The 17,879-nt window shown below is 31.9% G+C and carries 20 protein-coding genes; 15 read left to right on the forward strand and 5 right to left on the reverse strand.

Annotated elements, in window-relative coordinates; translation table 11 throughout:
- Positions 1–14: 14 nt before the first annotated feature.
- The 6 genes from E2558_RS00125 to E2558_RS00150 all read left to right on the forward strand — a co-directional run bounded on the left by E2558_RS00125 (position 15) and on the right by E2558_RS00150 (position 5,175).
- Positions 15–971: a FecCD family ABC transporter permease gene (locus E2558_RS00125; protein ID WP_126564984.1), complete on the forward strand. Its 957-nt coding sequence runs from the start codon at positions 15–17 to the stop codon at positions 969–971.
- 54 nt (positions 972–1,025) lie between these two features.
- Entirely contained in the window at positions 1,026–1,730 is a 705-nt protein-coding gene (locus E2558_RS00130) for an HAD family hydrolase (RefSeq protein WP_126564985.1), read from the forward strand.
- A 1-nt stretch (position 1,731) separates the two neighbouring features.
- Positions 1,732–2,526, forward strand: a complete 795-nt coding sequence (locus E2558_RS00135; protein WP_126564986.1) for an alpha/beta fold hydrolase — start codon at positions 1,732–1,734, stop codon at positions 2,524–2,526.
- 154 nt (positions 2,527–2,680) lie between these two features.
- Positions 2,681–3,187, forward strand: coding sequence for an SA0570 family protein (locus E2558_RS00140; protein WP_126564987.1), 507 nt, complete (start codon positions 2,681–2,683; stop codon positions 3,185–3,187).
- 300 nt (positions 3,188–3,487) lie between these two features.
- Complete coding sequence (locus E2558_RS00145) at positions 3,488–4,204, forward strand: hypothetical protein (RefSeq protein WP_126564988.1); 717 nt, start codon at positions 3,488–3,490, stop codon at positions 4,202–4,204.
- A gap of 161 nt (positions 4,205–4,365) precedes the next feature.
- On the forward strand, positions 4,366–5,175 hold the full coding sequence (locus E2558_RS00150; RefSeq protein ID WP_126564989.1) for an alpha/beta fold hydrolase: 810 nt from the start codon (positions 4,366–4,368) through the stop codon (positions 5,173–5,175).
- A gap of 155 nt (positions 5,176–5,330) precedes the next feature.
- Here the strand turns inward: E2558_RS00150 and sarA are convergent, their stop codons facing one another.
- The 5 genes from sarA to sroA form a co-directional block, all read right to left on the reverse strand.
- Complete coding sequence (gene sarA, locus E2558_RS00155; protein WP_103297334.1) at positions 5,331–5,705, reverse strand: global transcriptional regulator SarA; 375 nt, start codon at positions 5,703–5,705, stop codon at positions 5,331–5,333.
- Between the two features lie 321 nt (positions 5,706–6,026).
- Positions 6,027–6,998 carry an efflux RND transporter periplasmic adaptor subunit gene (locus E2558_RS00160; RefSeq protein ID WP_242490298.1) on the reverse strand — a complete coding sequence of 324 codons (972 nt, stop codon included), beginning with the start codon at positions 6,996–6,998 and terminating at the stop codon, positions 6,027–6,029.
- Between the two features lie 116 nt (positions 6,999–7,114).
- Entirely contained in the window at positions 7,115–8,041 is a 927-nt protein-coding gene (locus tag E2558_RS00165) for a DMT family transporter (RefSeq protein ID WP_126564991.1), read from the reverse strand.
- Positions 8,042–8,245: 204 nt separating this feature from the next.
- Positions 8,246–8,470 (reverse strand): DUF2922 domain-containing protein, encoded by a 225-nt coding sequence (locus E2558_RS00170; RefSeq protein ID WP_126564992.1) that lies wholly within the window; start codon positions 8,468–8,470, stop codon positions 8,246–8,248.
- Between the two features lie 67 nt (positions 8,471–8,537).
- Positions 8,538–8,744: a sigS mRNA-stabilizing protein SroA gene (gene sroA, locus E2558_RS00175; RefSeq protein WP_126564993.1), complete on the reverse strand. Its 207-nt coding sequence runs from the start codon at positions 8,742–8,744 to the stop codon at positions 8,538–8,540.
- A 146-nt stretch (positions 8,745–8,890) separates the two neighbouring features.
- Here sroA and E2558_RS00180 point away from each other — a divergent pair, with 146 nt between their 5' ends.
- From E2558_RS00180 to E2558_RS00220, 9 genes are all read left to right on the forward strand, one after another.
- A complete protein-coding gene (locus E2558_RS00180) occupies positions 8,891–9,448 on the forward strand; it encodes a tyrosine-type recombinase/integrase (protein WP_126564994.1) in 558 nt (185 codons plus the stop codon).
- Positions 9,449–9,472: 24 nt separating this feature from the next.
- The gene (locus tag E2558_RS00185; RefSeq protein ID WP_126564995.1) at positions 9,473–11,875 is read left to right on the forward strand and encodes a DUF4040 family protein; all 2,403 of its coding nucleotides are present in this window, start codon (positions 9,473–9,475) and stop codon (positions 11,873–11,875) included.
- Positions 11,862–12,287 carry a Na+/H+ antiporter Mnh2 subunit B gene (gene mnhB2, locus E2558_RS00190; protein ID WP_126564996.1) on the forward strand — a complete coding sequence of 142 codons (426 nt, stop codon included), beginning with the start codon at positions 11,862–11,864 and terminating at the stop codon, positions 12,285–12,287. Before E2558_RS00185 ends, mnhB2 begins: the two co-directional genes overlap by 14 nt.
- A complete protein-coding gene (gene mnhC2 / locus E2558_RS00195) occupies positions 12,284–12,634 on the forward strand; it encodes a Na+/H+ antiporter Mnh2 subunit C (protein ID WP_126564997.1) in 351 nt (116 codons plus the stop codon). The genes mnhB2 and mnhC2 overlap by 4 nt, the downstream gene beginning before the upstream one ends.
- Entirely contained in the window at positions 12,624–14,123 is a 1,500-nt protein-coding gene (mnhD2, locus tag E2558_RS00200) for a Na+/H+ antiporter Mnh2 subunit D (RefSeq protein WP_126564998.1), read from the forward strand. Before mnhC2 ends, mnhD2 begins: the two co-directional genes overlap by 11 nt.
- Positions 14,120–14,602, forward strand: coding sequence for a Na+/H+ antiporter Mnh2 subunit E (gene mnhE2 / locus E2558_RS00205; RefSeq protein WP_126564999.1), 483 nt, complete (start codon positions 14,120–14,122; stop codon positions 14,600–14,602). Before mnhD2 ends, mnhE2 begins: the two co-directional genes overlap by 4 nt.
- The gene (gene mnhF2, locus E2558_RS00210) at positions 14,599–14,901 is read left to right on the forward strand and encodes a Na+/H+ antiporter Mnh2 subunit F (RefSeq protein WP_103299089.1); all 303 of its coding nucleotides are present in this window, start codon (positions 14,599–14,601) and stop codon (positions 14,899–14,901) included. Before mnhE2 ends, mnhF2 begins: the two co-directional genes overlap by 4 nt.
- Positions 14,876–15,409: a Na+/H+ antiporter subunit G gene (locus E2558_RS00215; RefSeq protein WP_126565000.1), complete on the forward strand. Its 534-nt coding sequence runs from the start codon at positions 14,876–14,878 to the stop codon at positions 15,407–15,409. The genes mnhF2 and E2558_RS00215 overlap by 26 nt, the downstream gene beginning before the upstream one ends.
- A gap of 330 nt (positions 15,410–15,739) precedes the next feature.
- Positions 15,740–17,782 (forward strand): cation:proton antiporter, encoded by a 2,043-nt coding sequence (locus E2558_RS00220; protein ID WP_126565001.1) that lies wholly within the window; start codon positions 15,740–15,742, stop codon positions 17,780–17,782.
- Positions 17,783–17,879: the final 97 nt, after the last annotated feature.

The raw sequence follows: 17,879 nt of genomic DNA on the forward strand, positions 1-17,879 counted from the left end.
ACAGAGTGGAGATTATGACAAAGAAAATTTACGTTACATTTATGATTTGGATTATGTGTTTATGTGTCATAACGAGTTTAAGCTTATGTTGGGAATTAGGATCGCTAAATGATTCATTTAATCAAACTATTTTATATAAAGTTAGAATTCCTAGGACGTTTGAGGCGCTTATTACTGGGGCGATTTTAACGTTGGCAGGGCAAATGTTTCAAATTGTATTGAATAATCCTCTTGCTGATAGTTTCACGCTTGGATTAGCGAGCGGTGCTACATTTGGCTCAGGATTAGCATTATTTTTAGGGCTTTCATTTATTTGGCTCCCTATATTTTCAATAGGGTTTAGTCTCTTTACCTTAATCATCGTTTTAATGGTTGCGACTATCGTTTCTAAAGGTTATCCCGTTAAAATATTAATTGTGACAGGCTTAATGATTGGGGCGTTGTTTAATGCTTTATTATATATATTAGTATTAATTAAACCGAGTCAGATGAATCAAATTGCCAATTATTTCTTTGGTGGTTTTGCAGCGGCTGAAACGAAAGAAATGATATATATTAGTGTTGTGGCAATACCTAGCGTAATCATATTATTCGGGATGATATCCTCTATTAAGTTGTTGCAACTAGGCGAATTAAAGGGTCAATCTCTTGGTTTAAATGTTCAGCGTGTCACGTTTATCGTGCTTACACTGGCTTCAATTATGACTGCTATTGCTGTCGCGTATGTGGGTGTCATCGGATTTATAGGTATGGTTATACCTCAACTTATACGCCGATACTACTCGGGCTACACCATAGGAATGCAAATGATTCTTAATATTTTAATTGGAGCGACGATGATGTTATTTGCCGATTGGATAGGAAGTATCATTATCAATCCAGTACAAATTCCAGCAAGCATTATTTTAGCATTAATCGGCATCCCAACTTTATTTTATATTTTAATTTCCCAGTCCAAAGTATTACGTTAGCTGACGTGATTTGCTAAAATAAGAATACTATTATATTGAAGAGGAAAAATAAGAATGGATTTAAGTCATATAAAAGCAGTTGTCTTTGACTTAGAAGGTACTTTATTAGATAGAACAAAGTCTAGAGACAAATTTATCGAAGAACAGTTTGAACGTTTTCATGATTATTTCGTACATGTTCAACTTGCTGACTTTAAAAAGAAATTTATCGAATTAGACGATGATGAAGATAATGATAAACCTGATTTATACAAAGCGATTATTAAACAGTTTCATATAGATAGATTAACTTGGAAAGATTTATTTCATGATTTTGAAATGCACTTTTACCGTTATGTCTTTCCATACTATGACACACTTTATACATTGGAAAAGCTATCTGAAAGTAACTATTTGTTAGGTGTCATCGCAAACGGGAAATCGAAAATCAAGCAATTTCGCTTACACTCTTTAGGTGTAGGTCATGTTATCAATTATTTATCTACTTCAGAAACAGTAGGATATCGCAAGCCACATCCGCGTATATTCGAAGATATGATTGATCAATTAGACGTTTTGCCAGAAGAAATTATGTATGTAGGCGATGATGCGTTAAATGATGTTGCGCCAGCCCGTGCAATGGGTATGGTAAGTGTATGGTTTAAACATGACGATGATGATCTAGAACCTCTTGAAGAAGAGGTAGATTATATTATTACAACAGTTGAAGAATTATTATCTATCTTACCGATTGATATAACACAGAAAGGAGATAACTAAGATGGATTTATTTACTAGAAGAGGAGGACTTTCTCTAAACTATAATACGATGGGAGAAGGTTACCCGGTAGTATTAGTACATACTGCATACGAGAATGCTTCAATTTTTCAAAATGTAGCAAAAGAACTCGCAAAATCATTTCAAGTAGTATTAGTGGATTTAAGAGGGCATGGGTATTCAGATAAACCTAGACAAATTAAATTTAATGAATTTGCAGATGACATTATTCTATTATTAGATTATTTATATATAGATGAGGCAGCATTTATTGGACATGAAATGGGCGCTAATATTGTGGCTGATTTAGCAAATCGTTACAAAGATTATGTTTCTTCTTTAATATTAGTGACACCAACTTCAATTGAGGGAGAGTTACCAGAAGAACGCTTATTTAGAAAATATGCGCACAAAATACGTAACTGGGATGAAGTAAAACAAGATAAATTCTTAGAAAAACGTCGATATTATAAACCACGTAAAATGAATAAATTTTTAAAACATGTTGAAGACACGAATGCAATTTCTACAAAAGAAGAAACGCAAGCGGTTGAAGATGTGTTTAAACAAGAAGGTATTAGCGAAGTATTTGAACATGTAACAAAACCAACATTTATTATTGCAAGTGAATATGGTGAACGTATTACTACAATTGAATCAAAAGAAGTAGCAGATTTAATAGGTAATGCACGTTTTGATGTATTTACCGATTCAAGCCTGTATCCTTTTGAAGAAGAACTAGAAAAGTTTGTTGAAGAGGCGACACCTTTTATTAAGGAAAATATGCCTAAACGCTAAAAAATTGCCTAATTTATATAATGTAATAACGAGGTTGTTACAAAAAATGAAAAAATCTGTAATATTTTTGTAATAGTAGTGTTATTTTAGTAATAATTGGGGTATACTATAAGTAAGCACAAGATAAGAATGAGATAAAGGAGAGAGAGTGCTTATGAAAAAATTAGTAGCGGCATTTTTAGTTTCAGGACTAGTAATGACAGGAGTAGGCGTTAATCATGCTGAAGCAGCTAGCGGAAATTCAATTCAAACAGTTCAACAATTAACTCAAGGACAAAGAACATTAGAGAATATCACACTTGGTGAATCAATTAAAAATGTAAATAATAAATATGGTACTCCGATCTATTCTAAAAATCCAAACACTAACGAAGGTTATTACGAATATCGTACTGCTAAAGGTTTAATTGTAGTAACAGCTAAAGGTAAACAAAACCAAGGCTATGTAACTAGAATTTCTATGACTTATAATGCAGCAAATGGCCCAACTTATAATCAAGTTAAACAAAGCGTTGGTCAAAATGCGATTACACGTGCTCAATACAATAAAGTAAGTGGTAACTTTGGTTACATTCAAAAAGGCAATACAAGCTATCAATTTGGTTCAAATGGTCCAAAAGATAAAGTTTTAAAATTATACCGTATTGATGTTGCTCAATAATAAACATCACGCATAGTATTTATAAGAATACTTCAGAATTAAATATTTGTAATAGATTAAAGCGACAATTTCTACTAAATAATGTAGGATTTGTCGCTTTTGACGTATATAAATCACATTTGCCTTATAACGATATTTCATACAATTACATCTAAATGAACTTGATATATACAAGAAAATTGCACAAATGTATGATAAAATTCTTAATTGAATCATTCAATGATTATTGAGATAGAGAAAATTGGATCTTATTTTTTATTCAGTAACAAAATTACTAGCAGTCTAACAAAGGAGTAACTCATGAGAACTAACGATAAAGTGTTACTTGAAAATATTAACGATTATTTTAGCCATAAAGGCATGGCCCCTAATTTAATTGATGATATTAAAGAAAATTTACGTACAGATTTAAAAAAGTCTGAAACAAAAGATCAAGATTATTTGGAATATAGAGGTAAATCACCTGCACAAATTATTTTAATCATTCAACGTAATCTTTTTGGTTTACAATTGAATCCAGTCATCTTTTTTATTATGAATTTCATCTTAATTTCTTATTTATATGATAAACAATATGTACCGTTTCAAGCAGCAACAGCAATTTCAATTTTTTATTGTATTGTTATACTGCCTATCACTATTTTTATAAATATCCGAATAGATAGGAAAAAATATCTTTATAGCAATCGATTTGAAATTATGATTGGATATGTGATTGCGGTTACTGCACTGATATTAATCATTATGCGTGCATTTAATATCACTTGGGGCATCGTTCCCATTACTATTTATAGTCATCAATTTGTCTTTTTTGTAGGTATTATTTTTAGCTTAACTGGATTATTCATCAAAAAATTAGAATACACTGGCATTGGTTTATTATTTTGTCAAAAAACAGTAGATGCGGTTTTAACAAAACCAGAAATTGCTCAAATCGCCTCATTAATTATTTGGATACTTATTGTAGTATTAGTAGTATTTTATACTGTGCGACTCTCTTCAAGAACAAAAGTTTAATAGGATGATTATTACTCAAGTGCTATCAACATATGATAGTACTTGAGTTTTTTTAAAATTTATTTTTAATTTTATTTTATAAAAAATAAATTAATGGTATTTACATTCATAGCGTAAATTTTATTGAATTGGGTATAGTAACAAATAAGGGAGGTGCCAATATGAAGAAGATCGAAACGTTAAACCGAACGAAGATAGCTTATCAAGAAGAAGGGCAAGGTCTTCCCATTATTTTAATTCATGGTTTAGATGGTAATTTAGCTGCGTTTCATATATTAAAACAACAACTGCAAAATCAATATAAAGTGATTACTTATGATGTTAGAGGACATGGTAAATCTTCTCATCCTAATTCATATAATTTAGTGGATCACGTTAAAGATTTATATATTTTAATGACTAAACTTGATATTCAACACGCACATATTTTAGGACATGATATGGGAGGTATTATCGCCAGAGAGTTTACTGAGAAACACGAAGATAAAGTTTTATCACTAACAATTATTTCTTCAAAAGCAGAAGATATCGTTCATGGTTTTACGAAATTAATGATTGAGCACCAAGATGAAATCGCTGGATTTAATAAATCTGAAGCGCTATTGTTATTATTTCCTTATATTTATAAAGAACGTGAAGAAGCAATGAAGTGGTTTCAACGCCAACGCTTATATAGTAAACAATGTTCTGAAGATAGTGCGGTAGCTAGTCGAGCGCTTTTAGATACAGTCAGCGTAAACAGAGAGTTTAAGCGTTCTGTCAAAGTCCCAACACTTATTATTAATGGTCGTTATGACCCCATTATTGCTGATAAAGAACATTACAAATTAGAAGAGCGATTCCAACATGTGGAGAAAGTTTTATTTGAAGATTCAGGACATGCACCTTATGTAGAAGAGGCAGATAAATTTCTCTCTATCTATTTAAACTTTTTAAAAAATGTAGAGCATATGACACAACAGAATGATTAATACTTATTTATATTTCAATAAACTATACCAATCTGACACCATTGGGTATAGTTTATTTTTTATGGAAAATTTAAATAAGTCAGTATCTTAGAAAATTGGACATAAAAAAAGCCCACATCATTATGCGGACAATTTTTTATGAAGTCATAAAGAATTTATAAATCTGTTTCTTTGTTAGCTTCTTCTATACGATTGTTTACTTTATTTAATAAGTCATCAATTTTTTTACGTTGTGTTGCATTTACAAGAATTAAAACAGTTCTTTCATCATGCTCGTTACGTTTTTTATCGAAATAATCTTCTTGAGATAAGTTTTTAACAGCTTTAACTACTTGTGGTTGTTTATAGTTTAAGTGATTAATAATATCTTTCAAATAATATTCGTCTTCTTTGCTTTGACTAATATAAGTTAAAACCGCGAATTCTTCAAAGCTAATTGAGAATTCTTTTTTGATAATACTTTTTAATTTATCAGCGTAAGTAATCATCGCTAATAATTCAAAACAATCGTTTATTTTTGAAATAGCCATATGGAAACCTCCCCAACTAATATCCTCTCTATAATGAGTGCGCCCGTTAAATCTATATATGACGTCATTTAATCGTTAAAATACTTTTAATAATTTAGATTAAATAAATTTTGATAAATTAATTTAATGCTATATTATTTAGTTAATTATAACTAAATAAAATTAAGAAGTAAACGAAAAACTACTTAATAAAACAATATTTTGATTATTTAATACTTTGTTTAGAAAAACAAGCAAATTTTTATAACCAATTAATTATGGACAATTATTGTTACTCTCTATTAAATAAAAAATTGTCTGAATATTAAGTTATAAAAAATATCACTTATCGTTTTTTAAAAGTGATGACGTAGGGTGCACAATAATTTTTTCTCCAATATTTATTCCATCGGATACCATAATATACCCACTTTTTTGACTTTTAATATATTTAATACTTCTTTTAATAATTTTTTTATTGTGTGTAATCAAAATAAAATGGTCTTTATAAATCACGGATTTTGGTAATTCAAAATATGCGCTACCAATGTCTATATCAAAATGTCGTCCAATCGGGTATTGATCATCTGAAGAAATATCAACACGATAGAAAGAATCTTTCTTAGTTATTTTAGAAGGGACAGGGGAGATATAACGAATATTTCCAGTAAATAATTTCGAATGGTTCGAGGTTACATTGACATTTTGTTTAACTTTTAATTGTTTGAGTTGAGATTCACTTACTATAGCACGAATCATACGTCTATCACTATTAATAACCATCATTTTAGTAAGAGGTTTGGAAGGAAACTCATTGAGTAGCGTGACTTTGCCTTTAATAGGAGAAAATACTTGAGTACGAAGACGACTTTGTAACTCTTGAATTTGATTAGTTAATTCATATTGTTGTAAAGGGAGTGTTTTAGTGTTTGTTTGAGGTTGTTGTAAAGAGGATAATGTTTTCTTTTTAGTTGCAATTAATTTTTCAATGTTGGGATTGTAGTATTCGAGTAAGGGTGTATGTGGGGTAATGGTTCCTTCATTTTTCACTAAAATATCAGAAATAGTACCTAATTTAGGAGTGAAGTATAAGGTGAAAGATTGTTCAGCTTGTTGAATGCCACTAAAAGTAAGTGTGGTTTGAGGTTTTGCCTCTATCGTTTCTAATTTAGAAAGATTTGGCTCTTTAGGCACTTTCGTATAAATATAGTACCCAAAGCTAATGATAAGAAGGAGAAGGATAGTGGATAAAATAGATAGGGGAGTAAAAAGTTTTTTCAAATAGGTCACCTCTATTAAGTTGTTATGTTTCAATTATACCCCATGAAACCCCTAGATATAGCTACTAAATAATGGTAAATAAAAAAATCTTCTCAATTATTCATTAAGAAGATTTCGTATATAGTAAATATTGATTTTTTGTTTAAAAATTAGAAAAGACGTAACAAAATAATGCCGATAGCAATAGCAGTTAAGCCGATTAATTTACGCAAAGTAATACGATTCTTAGGTACACCTAAGCCAAAATGATCGATAATTACGCCCATTAACATTTGCCCAAGCATCGCAATAATTGTGGTTAAAGCAGCGCCTAAAAATGGCATTAATATAATATTTGAGGTCACAAATACCACACCTAAAATACCGCCAATAAAGTAAACAGGTTTGATTTTACCAATGTTGGGTTGAACCGTCTTAATTTTCAAGCTGCGGTTAAAGATTAACGTCAGAATGAATAGTGCTAACGTTCCCACTGAAAATGAAACCAGTGACGCAAATAAAGAAGAACCCATTTGTTGAGAAAGACCACTATTAATTGTCGTTTGCAAGGGAGGTGCAAAACCAAAGATAAAACCAGCTACAAGCCATAAATAAAAGGTAGGGTTTACTTTATCTTCAAGTTTACTTTTAGGTATATAATTCATTAACAAAATACCGAAAAATAAAATAACAATGCCGACACCTTTAAAAAACGTGAATGCGTGGTGACTTGCACCTAATAAACCGAATGTATCGATGATGACTCCCATAATAATTTGACCAGCTACCGTCATAACCACAGTCAAAGCAGCCCCTAAACGAGGTAACAATAATAAGTTACCTGTTAAGAAACAGACACCTAATAGACCGCCGACCCACCAATGATAGTTAAAAGAGTGTCCAGCGTAGAATGAAGTCGTAAACATTTGGGTATTAAATATTACGTTTAATATGAATAAAAATATAGTACCGACGAAAAATGAAATGGTAGAAGCATAAAAAGATGATTCAGTATATCTACCTAAACGAGAATTAATGGAAGTTTGAATAGGGACCATCATTCCTGCCACGATACCGAGAATAAATAAAAATATCATGTTTGCTCCCTCAACTTTCTATTTTTATGAAACATTATTATTATACTTATTTACTATTGAATTTTCAAAAGCAGTAGGAACACTTGGGATGCCTTGACACTACTCATAATAACAATATAAATAGCCCAAAGTCGTTATTTTAAAATTTAAAAGCGACCTTGAGCTATGTAGTTAAGTGTTATGAATTTATAAAATGTAACTTAATTATTTTGTTTCGAAAATAACAGTCGTTGTTTTGTCTACGATTTGAGCAGAAGCGGGTTTGATAGGTGTGCCAGTGGTAGGTTTTAAAATATTTAATTTTAGGATATTTTCCATGGCATTTTGAGCACTAGCCTCAGTGACAGAAGTGACGCCAATATTGGGGAATTGTAATTTAGCAGATTTGTTTAAATTCGTTTTAAATATGAGCTCTAATGTTTTAGACATGCTACATACCTCCTTATTAAATGATTAATGTTCCACGTGAGTTTTAGCGATATTCAAATATTTTTGATTAGGCTACAACTTGTGTTTTAACTACTTCGACTTTATCAAAGACTTCTCCGATTAAATTAGAAATGATATCGGTGAATGCTTTAATGTCTGATTCAGTAGCGCTAGTGTTTAAATTGGTAAAGCGACGTTTTGTTTCTTTCGCTTTACCATTTTCGTCGTGATAAATATGCGTACAAACAACAGTTAATTGAGATACTTCATTCATGATTGTTTCACCTCCTTTCACTTTATATATCGAATCTTTTTGAAAAAAGAGACACCCTAAAATAAAAAAATTAGGCAAAAAGGTTTAATGTTACTAAAATATCATTTATCATTAAATAAGAAACCTAAACGATAAGAGGTGAACAAATGAATCAAGTTGAACCTATTAGAAATAAAGAAGATATTAAAAGAATGTATCAAGTGTTAAAAGCAAAATCCGATAGAGATTATCTGCTATTTAAATTAGCTATACATACAGGTATTCGATTAATGGATTTATTAAATCTCAAAGTGGAAGAGGTTTTAAAGCGAGAAGATGAGGATATTATTTCATCATGGATTCAACAATGTGCGCCATCCATTAAAATTATGTTACCAGATGATTTACGCTCTGAAGTGAAAGCTTATATTGAAGCTAATCAACTCACTTGTGATCAACTTTTATTCCAATCGTTGCGTACACATAAAGAGTTATCGAGGCAACAAGCTTACCGAATTATTCATCACGCGGCAGAAGAATTAGGTTTGTTACATATTGGTTTAACAACATTACGTAAAACATTTGCTTATCATGCTTATAAATCGGGTATTTCTATTGCAATTATACAAAAGTATTTAGGTCATCAAACGACACAAGAAACAGTGAAATTTATAGGACTGTCATCTAAAGAAGAGCATCATACTATCATTGCTTTGAACTTATAATACTATTAATAAAGGAGGTATTTGATGAGCTTAGTCTATTTACTAGGCAGTCTCATCTTAGTGATGGGGTTAGTCTTAGTAACATTATTTATTAAGCCTCTAAGACGCTACTCAAGTTACATATCATTACTTGCACCAATTATAGCTTCTGTTTATTTTCTTTCTCAGATTCCTAATGTGATGCATCAAAAATTGATTACATTTAAAATCCCTTGGATGCCTGTTATTGATGTTAATTTCGATTTGAGGTTAGATGGCCTTGGACTCATGTTCGGGTTGATTATTTCAATTATTGGTGTTGCTGTCTTTTTCTATGCGACACAATATATGGCGGATAGCAGTAATAATTTACCGCGTTTCTTCCTATATTTACTCTTATTCATGTTTAGTATGTTAGGTATTGTGATTTCTAATAATACCATTTTAATGTATGTCTTTTGGGAATTAACAAGTGTATCCTCATTCCTATTAATTTCATATTGGTATAGCAATCCCAATAGTCAATTAGGTGCGATTCAATCATTCATGATTACTGTACTAGGTGGCCTGGCTTTATTAACTGGCTTTATTATGCTTTATATCATTACCGGTACTAATACTGTTTCTGAATTGATAGCACAAAGACATCAAATAAGTGATCATGCTTTATTTATACCGATGATGATAATGTTGCTTATAGGTGCTTTTACAAAATCAGCGCAATTTCCATTTCATATTTGGTTACCGAAAGCAATGGCTGCTCCTACGCCAGTAAGTGCGTATCTACATTCAGCCACAATGGTTAAAGCAGGTATCTTTTTACTATTCAGATTTACTCCAATATTAGGTTTAAGTGATAGTTACATTTATACAGTAACGTTCGTAGGACTTATTACAATGATGTTTGGTTCGATTACAGCTTTAAGACAATATGATTTAAAAGGAATATTAGCATATTCTACAATAAGTCAACTCGGTATGATTATGTCTATGGTCGGTTTAGGAGGCGGTATTGCTCAGCATCCATCTGGTCCTATGGCAGAGATATATACGCTCATTTTATTTGCCGGCTTATTCCATTTAATGAACCATGCGTTATTTAAATGTGCTTTATTTATGGGTGTAGGAATTATAGACCATGAGGCAGGTACAAGAGATATTCGTCGTCTAAGTGGTATGCGTAAATATTTCCCTAAAATGAATTTAGCAATGACTTTAGCTGCCTTATCAATGGCAGGCGTACCATTTTTAAATGGTTTCTTGAGTAAAGAAATGTTCTTTGACTCATTAGTTAAAGCTATAAAGTTACAGCAATTTGGTTTACCGTTAACTATTTTAGTAGTGGCTTTAGGAGTAATTGCTAGTATTTTTACATTTGTTTATGCAGTTTACATGTTAAAAGAAACATATTGGGGCGAATTTGATGGAGAAGAAGTGCCGAAGAAACATATCCATGAGCCTTGGCTCTTTAGTTTACCAGCAATGATTTTAATGGTTATGTTACCAATTATTTTCTTCGTACCTAATTTCTTTACACATCACATTGTGTTACCAGCTTTACGCAATGTTACGTATTTAGGTGCCAATGTAGATACACTAGCACCGCATGTTTCACAATGGCATGGCGTTAATTTACCATTAATATTTAGTGTAATTGTTATCGTAGTAGGACTTATTTTAGCCTTGAAGATTGATTGGAAGTATCTCACACATCGCGTTGTAAAATATGCCTCAATTACCAATGCGTATCGCAAAGTTTATAGAGAATTTGAAAGCTATTCTGGTCAAAGTATTCGACATTTAATGAATAACCGCTTGAATCATTACAATATTATCACGCTCATGATTTTTGCGATTTTAGTAGCTTATGGCATTATGCAAGTCGGTTTCCCTAAACTACATCAAATTCATGTTACCGACTTCGGTCCATTAGAAGTTATTTTAGCAATAATGGTAAGTATTGTAGGTATCGCATTAGTATTTATTCGCCAACGTTTAACAATGGTTATATTAAACGGTATTATTGGTTATTCTGTAGCACTATTCTTTTTAGTAATGCGTGCGCCAGACTTAGCATTAACACAATTAGTAGTCGAAACAATTACAACCATTCTCTTTATTGTTAGCTTCTCACGTTTACCAAATATTTCTCGTAGAGCAAATAATTTAAAAGTAGAAAGTATTAAAATAATTGTGTCATTTATTATGGCAGGTGCAGTTGTGACACTAGTCTTTATAGCTCAACAAGGTGATGGACTAGAAACGATTTCTAAATATTATATGAATGCTTATAAATTAACAGGTGGTAAGAATATAGTTAATGCCATTTTAGGTGACTTTAGAGCATTAGATACAATGTTTGAAAGTCTTGTATTAATTATTGTTGGTTTAGGTATCTATACATTATTAACTTATAAAGATTGGAGGGGCCAAGATGAAAGAGAATGATATTGTTTTAAAAACAGTCACTAAAATTGTGGTTTTCATCTTACTCACATTTGGATTTTATGTGTTCTTTGCAGGTCACAATAATCCAGGTGGCGGTTTCATTGGAGGACTTATATTTAGTTCAGCATTCATCTTAATGTTTTTAGCTTTCGATGTGAATGAAGTATTAGAAAGTTTGCCGATAGATTTCAAGAAGCTGATGATTATTGGCTCCTTCATTTCAGTATTAACAGCAGTCGTTCCTATATTCTTTGGTAAATCTTTCTTACATCAAAGTGAAGCACATATTCCTTTACCTATCTTTGGCGAACTTCATGTGACTACAGTAACTCTTTTTGAAGGTGGCGTATTACTTACTGTAGTGGGCGTCATTGTTACAGTAATGTTGTGTTTAAGTGGTGGTAATTCATGAATTTAATTTTACTTTTTGTGATAGGATTCTTAGTATTTATAGGAACGTACATGATTCTATCTTTAAATTTAATACGTATCGTTATTGGTATTTCAATTTATACTCATGCAGGTAATTTAATTATCATGAGTATGGGTCACTATAGTAATAAAATGGTTGAACCATTAATTCATGGTTCAAATAACAATTTCGTAGATCCATTATTACAAGCGATTGTACTAACAGCTATCGTTATTGGATTTGCGATGACAGCTTTTCTATTAGTATTGATATATCGAACATATCGTGTAACAAAAGAATCGGATATCAATGTGTTGAGAGGAGAGGAGGATAAACATGAACAGTAATATTTTAATCCTCCCACTTTTATTACCTTTAGTATGTGCATTAGTGCTCGTATTTACGAAAGATAAAAATACTTTATCAAAGATTTTGTATATCGGTACGATGTCACTCAATACAATTATTTCTTTTGCTTTACTCATTTATGTATTAAAGCATAAGCCGATTACACTAAATTTTGGTGATTGGCCAGCGCCATTTGGTATACAATTTTTAGGAGATTCACTTGGTCTATTAATGACTACAGTAGCTTCCTTTGTAGTAACTTTAATCATGTCATATGGATTTGGACGAGGCGAACAACGTGTCAATCGATTTTATATGCCTTCTTTTATTTTATTCTTAACAGTAGGCGTCATCGGTTCTTTCTTAACTTCAGATTTATTTAATTTATATGTCATGTTTGAAATTATGTTACTTGCGTCCTTCGTGTTAGTAACGCTTGGACAATCGGTAGAACAACTACGTGCTGCGATTATTTATGTAGTATTAAATATCATTGGCTCATGGTTATTCTTACTAGGTATCGGTTTGTTATATAAAATAGTAGGTACATTGAATTTTTCTCACATTGCCTTACGTTTAGATCAAATCCATGATAATAGGGCAATTATTATTGTTTCTATCGTATTTATGGTAGCTTTTGGATCTAAAGCGGCTTTGGTACTCTTTATGTGGTTACCTAAAGCATATGCAGTATTAAATACAGAACTTGCTGCCTTATTTGCAGCTTTAATGACGAAAGTAGGGGCTTATGCGTTAATCCGCTTCTTTACTTTACTATTTGATCAACATACTGGCGTTACGCATCCGCTACTCGTATTTCTATCATGTATTACGATGATTATCGGCGCATTTGGCGTGATTGCTTATCGCGATATTAAGAAAGTAGCATCTTACCAAGTTATTTTATCAATTGGCTTTGTCATCTTAGGATTAGGTTCTAACACATTTGCTGGCGTTCATGGCGCTATCTTTTATTTAGCAAATGACATTATTGTTAAAACAATGCTGTTCTTTGTCATTGGTAGTTTAGTTTATATGTCAGGCTATCGAGAATATCGATATTTAAGTGGTTTAGCTAAAAAAGAACCGTTCTACGGGGTTGCCTTTATAGTAATGATCTTCGCGATTGGAGGCGTTCCACCGTTTAGTGGTTTCCCAGGAAAAGTCCTTATCTTCCAAGGGGCAGTTCAAAATGGAAATTATATTGGCTTAAGTTTAATGATTATTACAAGCTTAATTGCCATGTATAGCCTCTTTAGAATTTTATTCATTATGTACTTTGGAGATAACGACGGTGAACAAGTTGATTTCAACCCATTACCAATGCATCGTAAAAGTATTCTAGGTATTCTAATTGCCGTAGTATTAGCAATGGGTATCGCTGCACCAGTGGTGATGAAAACAACAGAAAATGCCACTAAATTAAATATAGACGATCATTATTTCCATAATTTAGTCAATACACATTTAAAGGAGGAGAATAAATGAGACAAATTGTTTTAAACATTTTAATTGCGTTTCTATGGGTGCTCTTCCAAGATGAACATTCATTTGTATTCTCTACCTTTGTAGCTGGCTATGTGATTGGCTTAATAGTGATATATATTCTTCACCGTTTCTTTAACCAGGAATTTTATCCTAAAAAGATATGGGTTGTAATTAAGTTTTTAGCAGTTTATTTATATCAATTAATAACATCTAGTCTTAGCATTATTAATTACATTCTTTTTAAAACAAAAGATATGAATCCCGGACTCTTAACTTATGAAACGAGTCTTAAAAATGATTGGTCTATTACATTTTTAACAATTTTAATTATTATTACGCCTGGATCTACAGTTATTAGAATTTCAAAAGCGACCAATAAATTTTTTATTCACAGTATTGATGTTTCAGAAAAGGAAAAAGAAAGTTTATTGAAAAATATCAAGCAATATGAAAATTTGATTCTGGAGGTGACACAATGATTGAGTCACTCATCAATTTCTTTACGACAAGCGCACTCGTGTTATTTGGTATAGCGTTTTTAATTGGTCTTTTCCGTTTGATTAAAGGACCTACGACGGCAGATAGAGTTGTAGCCTTTGATGCTTCGAGTGCTGTAATTATGTGTATAGTAGGCATTATTAGCGTGATATACGATACGGTGTCTTATCTAGATTCAATTATGTTAATTGCGATTATATCCTTTGTAAGTTCAGTCTCAATTTCTAGATTTATAGGGGGAGGTCGAGTATTCAATGGAACAAATAAACGAAATCGTTGAATTAATCGCCGCCATCCTTATCTTTCTAGGAAGTATCATTGCAGTGATTAGTGCGATTGGCATAGTCAAATTTCAAGATGTCTTTTTACGAAGTCATGCGTCTACTAAGAGTTCGACGTTATCTGTGTTGTTAACACTAATAGGCGTATTAATTTATTTCATCCATTCACAGAGTTTCTTTAGCGTACGATTATTGTTATCTATTATCTTTATCAATTTAACTTCTCCGGTAGGCATGCATCTGGTAGCAAGAGCCGCTTATCGTACAGGTGCTTATATGTATCGCAAAGACGATGTTCCTAGAGAATCAACTATTTTATTAAGCTCAAATGAGTTCAATACTAAAGAAGAATTAGAAAGTAGAGCGAAACAGCGCGAAGAGAAACGTGAACAAGTTTATCACGACATTCAAAAACAAAAAGAATTAGAAGATGAAAAGGCACGAAAAAAACAAATTGAAGAAAATAAAAAATTCATAGAAAAAGCAGAAAAAGATTTAGAAGATTGATACTATTTTTATTTACACGTGAATGCCTTCTACTTCTAATATAAATGATGTATAAAATCCCTTCGCTATTCAATATCGCATAGTGAGGGGATTAGTCATTTGTTCTAATAAATTAATAATAAAATAAATATTTTATAACATGTTAGCAATTTAATTCTTTTCATATAAGCATGAGTGCAAGTTAGTTAATTCATAGTCAGAATAATGGTAAAATTATAATTAACTGATTAAGAGTTTAAGATGAATCATTTGTGGATATAATTAGACATAAAAATATTATTAAGCAGATCTTATTTCTCTAATTCAATAAGAAAATAATGGGGTGAAAGTTTGGAAATATTTGAAACGATTCTGATATTTCTGGCTGTAGTGATTATAAGCTCCTTTGTTCATACTTTTTTACCTAAAGTACCTCTGGCATTTATCCAAATTGCTTTGGGCATGCTCCTCTTTTTATTACCAGTACCTGTGGAATTCAACTTCGATTCTGAACTCTTTATGGTAGCCACAATAGCGCCTTTATTATTCGTTGAGGGCGTTAACGTTTCTAGAGTCCATTTACGTCGATATCTTAAGCCTGTTATGTTGATGGCGTTAGGTCTAGTTATTACTACAGTTATTGGCGTTGGATTATTTGTTCACTGGATTTGGTCAGATTTACCAATAGGTGCAGCATTCGCTATAGCTGCAATTTTATGTCCAACAGATGCTGTAGCAGTTCAAGCTATTACAAAAGGTAAGGTTTTACCTAAAGGTGCTATGACGATTTTAGAAGGTGAATCATTATTAAATGATGCTGCCGGTATCATATCTTTTAAAATCGCTGTAGGAGTGTTAATTACTGGAGCGTTTTCTTTAGTTGAAGCGGTGCAACAATTCTTAATTGCTTCTATAGGAGGCGCAATTGTTGGTTTACTCATTGGTATCGCATTAGTGCGATTCCGTTTAACGCTTACAAGACGCGGTATTGAAAATATCAATATGTTTACGTTCCTTCAATTACTTACACCATTTGTAACGTATCTCGTAGCTGAAATGTTTCACGCGTCAGGTATCATTGCGGCTGTAGTTGCTGGTTTGGTACATGGTTTTGAGCGTGATCGTATTGCGCAGACACGTACGCGTCTTCAAATGAGTTATAACCATACATGGAATATTCTAGGTTATGCTTTAAATGGTTTTGTTTTTTCAATATTAGGATTTTTAGTGCCAGAAGTAATTGGCAATATTGTAAAAACTGAGCCACATAACTTATTATTCTTAATGATTATTACTGCTTTAGTTGCTTTAGCTGTGTATTTATTTAGATTTATTTGGGTGTATGTACTCTATCCATCGTTTTATTTGTCGGTCAGCCCTTTTCAAAAAATGATGAACGATGAAGGCGACGATAAGAGAAAAGAGAAACCACCTAAACGTAGTATGTATGCGTTAATTATGACGCTATGCGGGGTTCACGGAACCATTTCTTTAGCTATCGCATTAACGTTGCCGTATTATTTGGCGAATCATCATGCGTTTACCTACAGAAATGACTTATTATTTATTTCTTCAGGAATGGTAATTATAAGTTTAGTTATCGCGCAAGTTGTCTTGCTATTTGTCACAGCTTCTGCGCCTAAAGCCAAAATTGGAAGTATGAACTTTAAAGAGGCCAGAATATATATTCTTGAACATGTAATTGATTATTTAAATCATCATTCTACATTTGAAACAAGTTATCGCTATGGTAACGTAATCAAAGAATATCATGATAAATTGACATTCTTGAAATCTGTGGAAAAAGATGATGAGAACTCTAAAGAACTTGAACGTTTACAAAGTATAGCGTTTAAAGTTGAGAATAAAACGCTTAAAGATCTTGCAGACAAAGGCGATATCACTAAAAGTATGTTAGAAAACTACATGAGATATGCCGAAAGAACGCAAGTATATAGACAAGCATCATTAATCCGTCGTATTATCGTCGGCTTGAGAGCTTGGCTTTTAAAACGTCATATTCGTACACGTACGAATGCTGCTTCATCATTAAGCGTAACGGATAACTTAATGGAACTTTCAAAGATTAATAAACTTGTCCATTACAATGTGGTGAGTCGTTTAGTAGATGAAGCCAATGAAGATAATAAATTAGAAGTTGGAATGATTTGTGACGGTTATCTAATGAGAATTGATAACCTCTCTCCAGCTAACTTCTTTAACACACGTGCCGAAGATTCGATTACGAAGATTAAACTCAATGCTTTAAGAGAACAACGTCGTATTTTAACTGATTTAGTGAATGACGATGAAATTACTGAAAGTACAGCATTGAAGTTGAGGGAAGCGATTAACTATGATGAGATGGTTATCGTGGATAGCTTGACGGATTAGAATGATATTATATTAAGAATCCCTGATGTATCTTGCATTAGGGATTTTTTCTTTGAAAAGGTAGAACACGATACGTTTATAATTAATTATCTTTAGC

Origin of the sequence: Staphylococcus pragensis (assembly GCF_004785665.1) — a bacterium.
Taxonomy (GTDB): domain Bacteria; phylum Bacillota; class Bacilli; order Staphylococcales; family Staphylococcaceae; genus Staphylococcus; species Staphylococcus pragensis.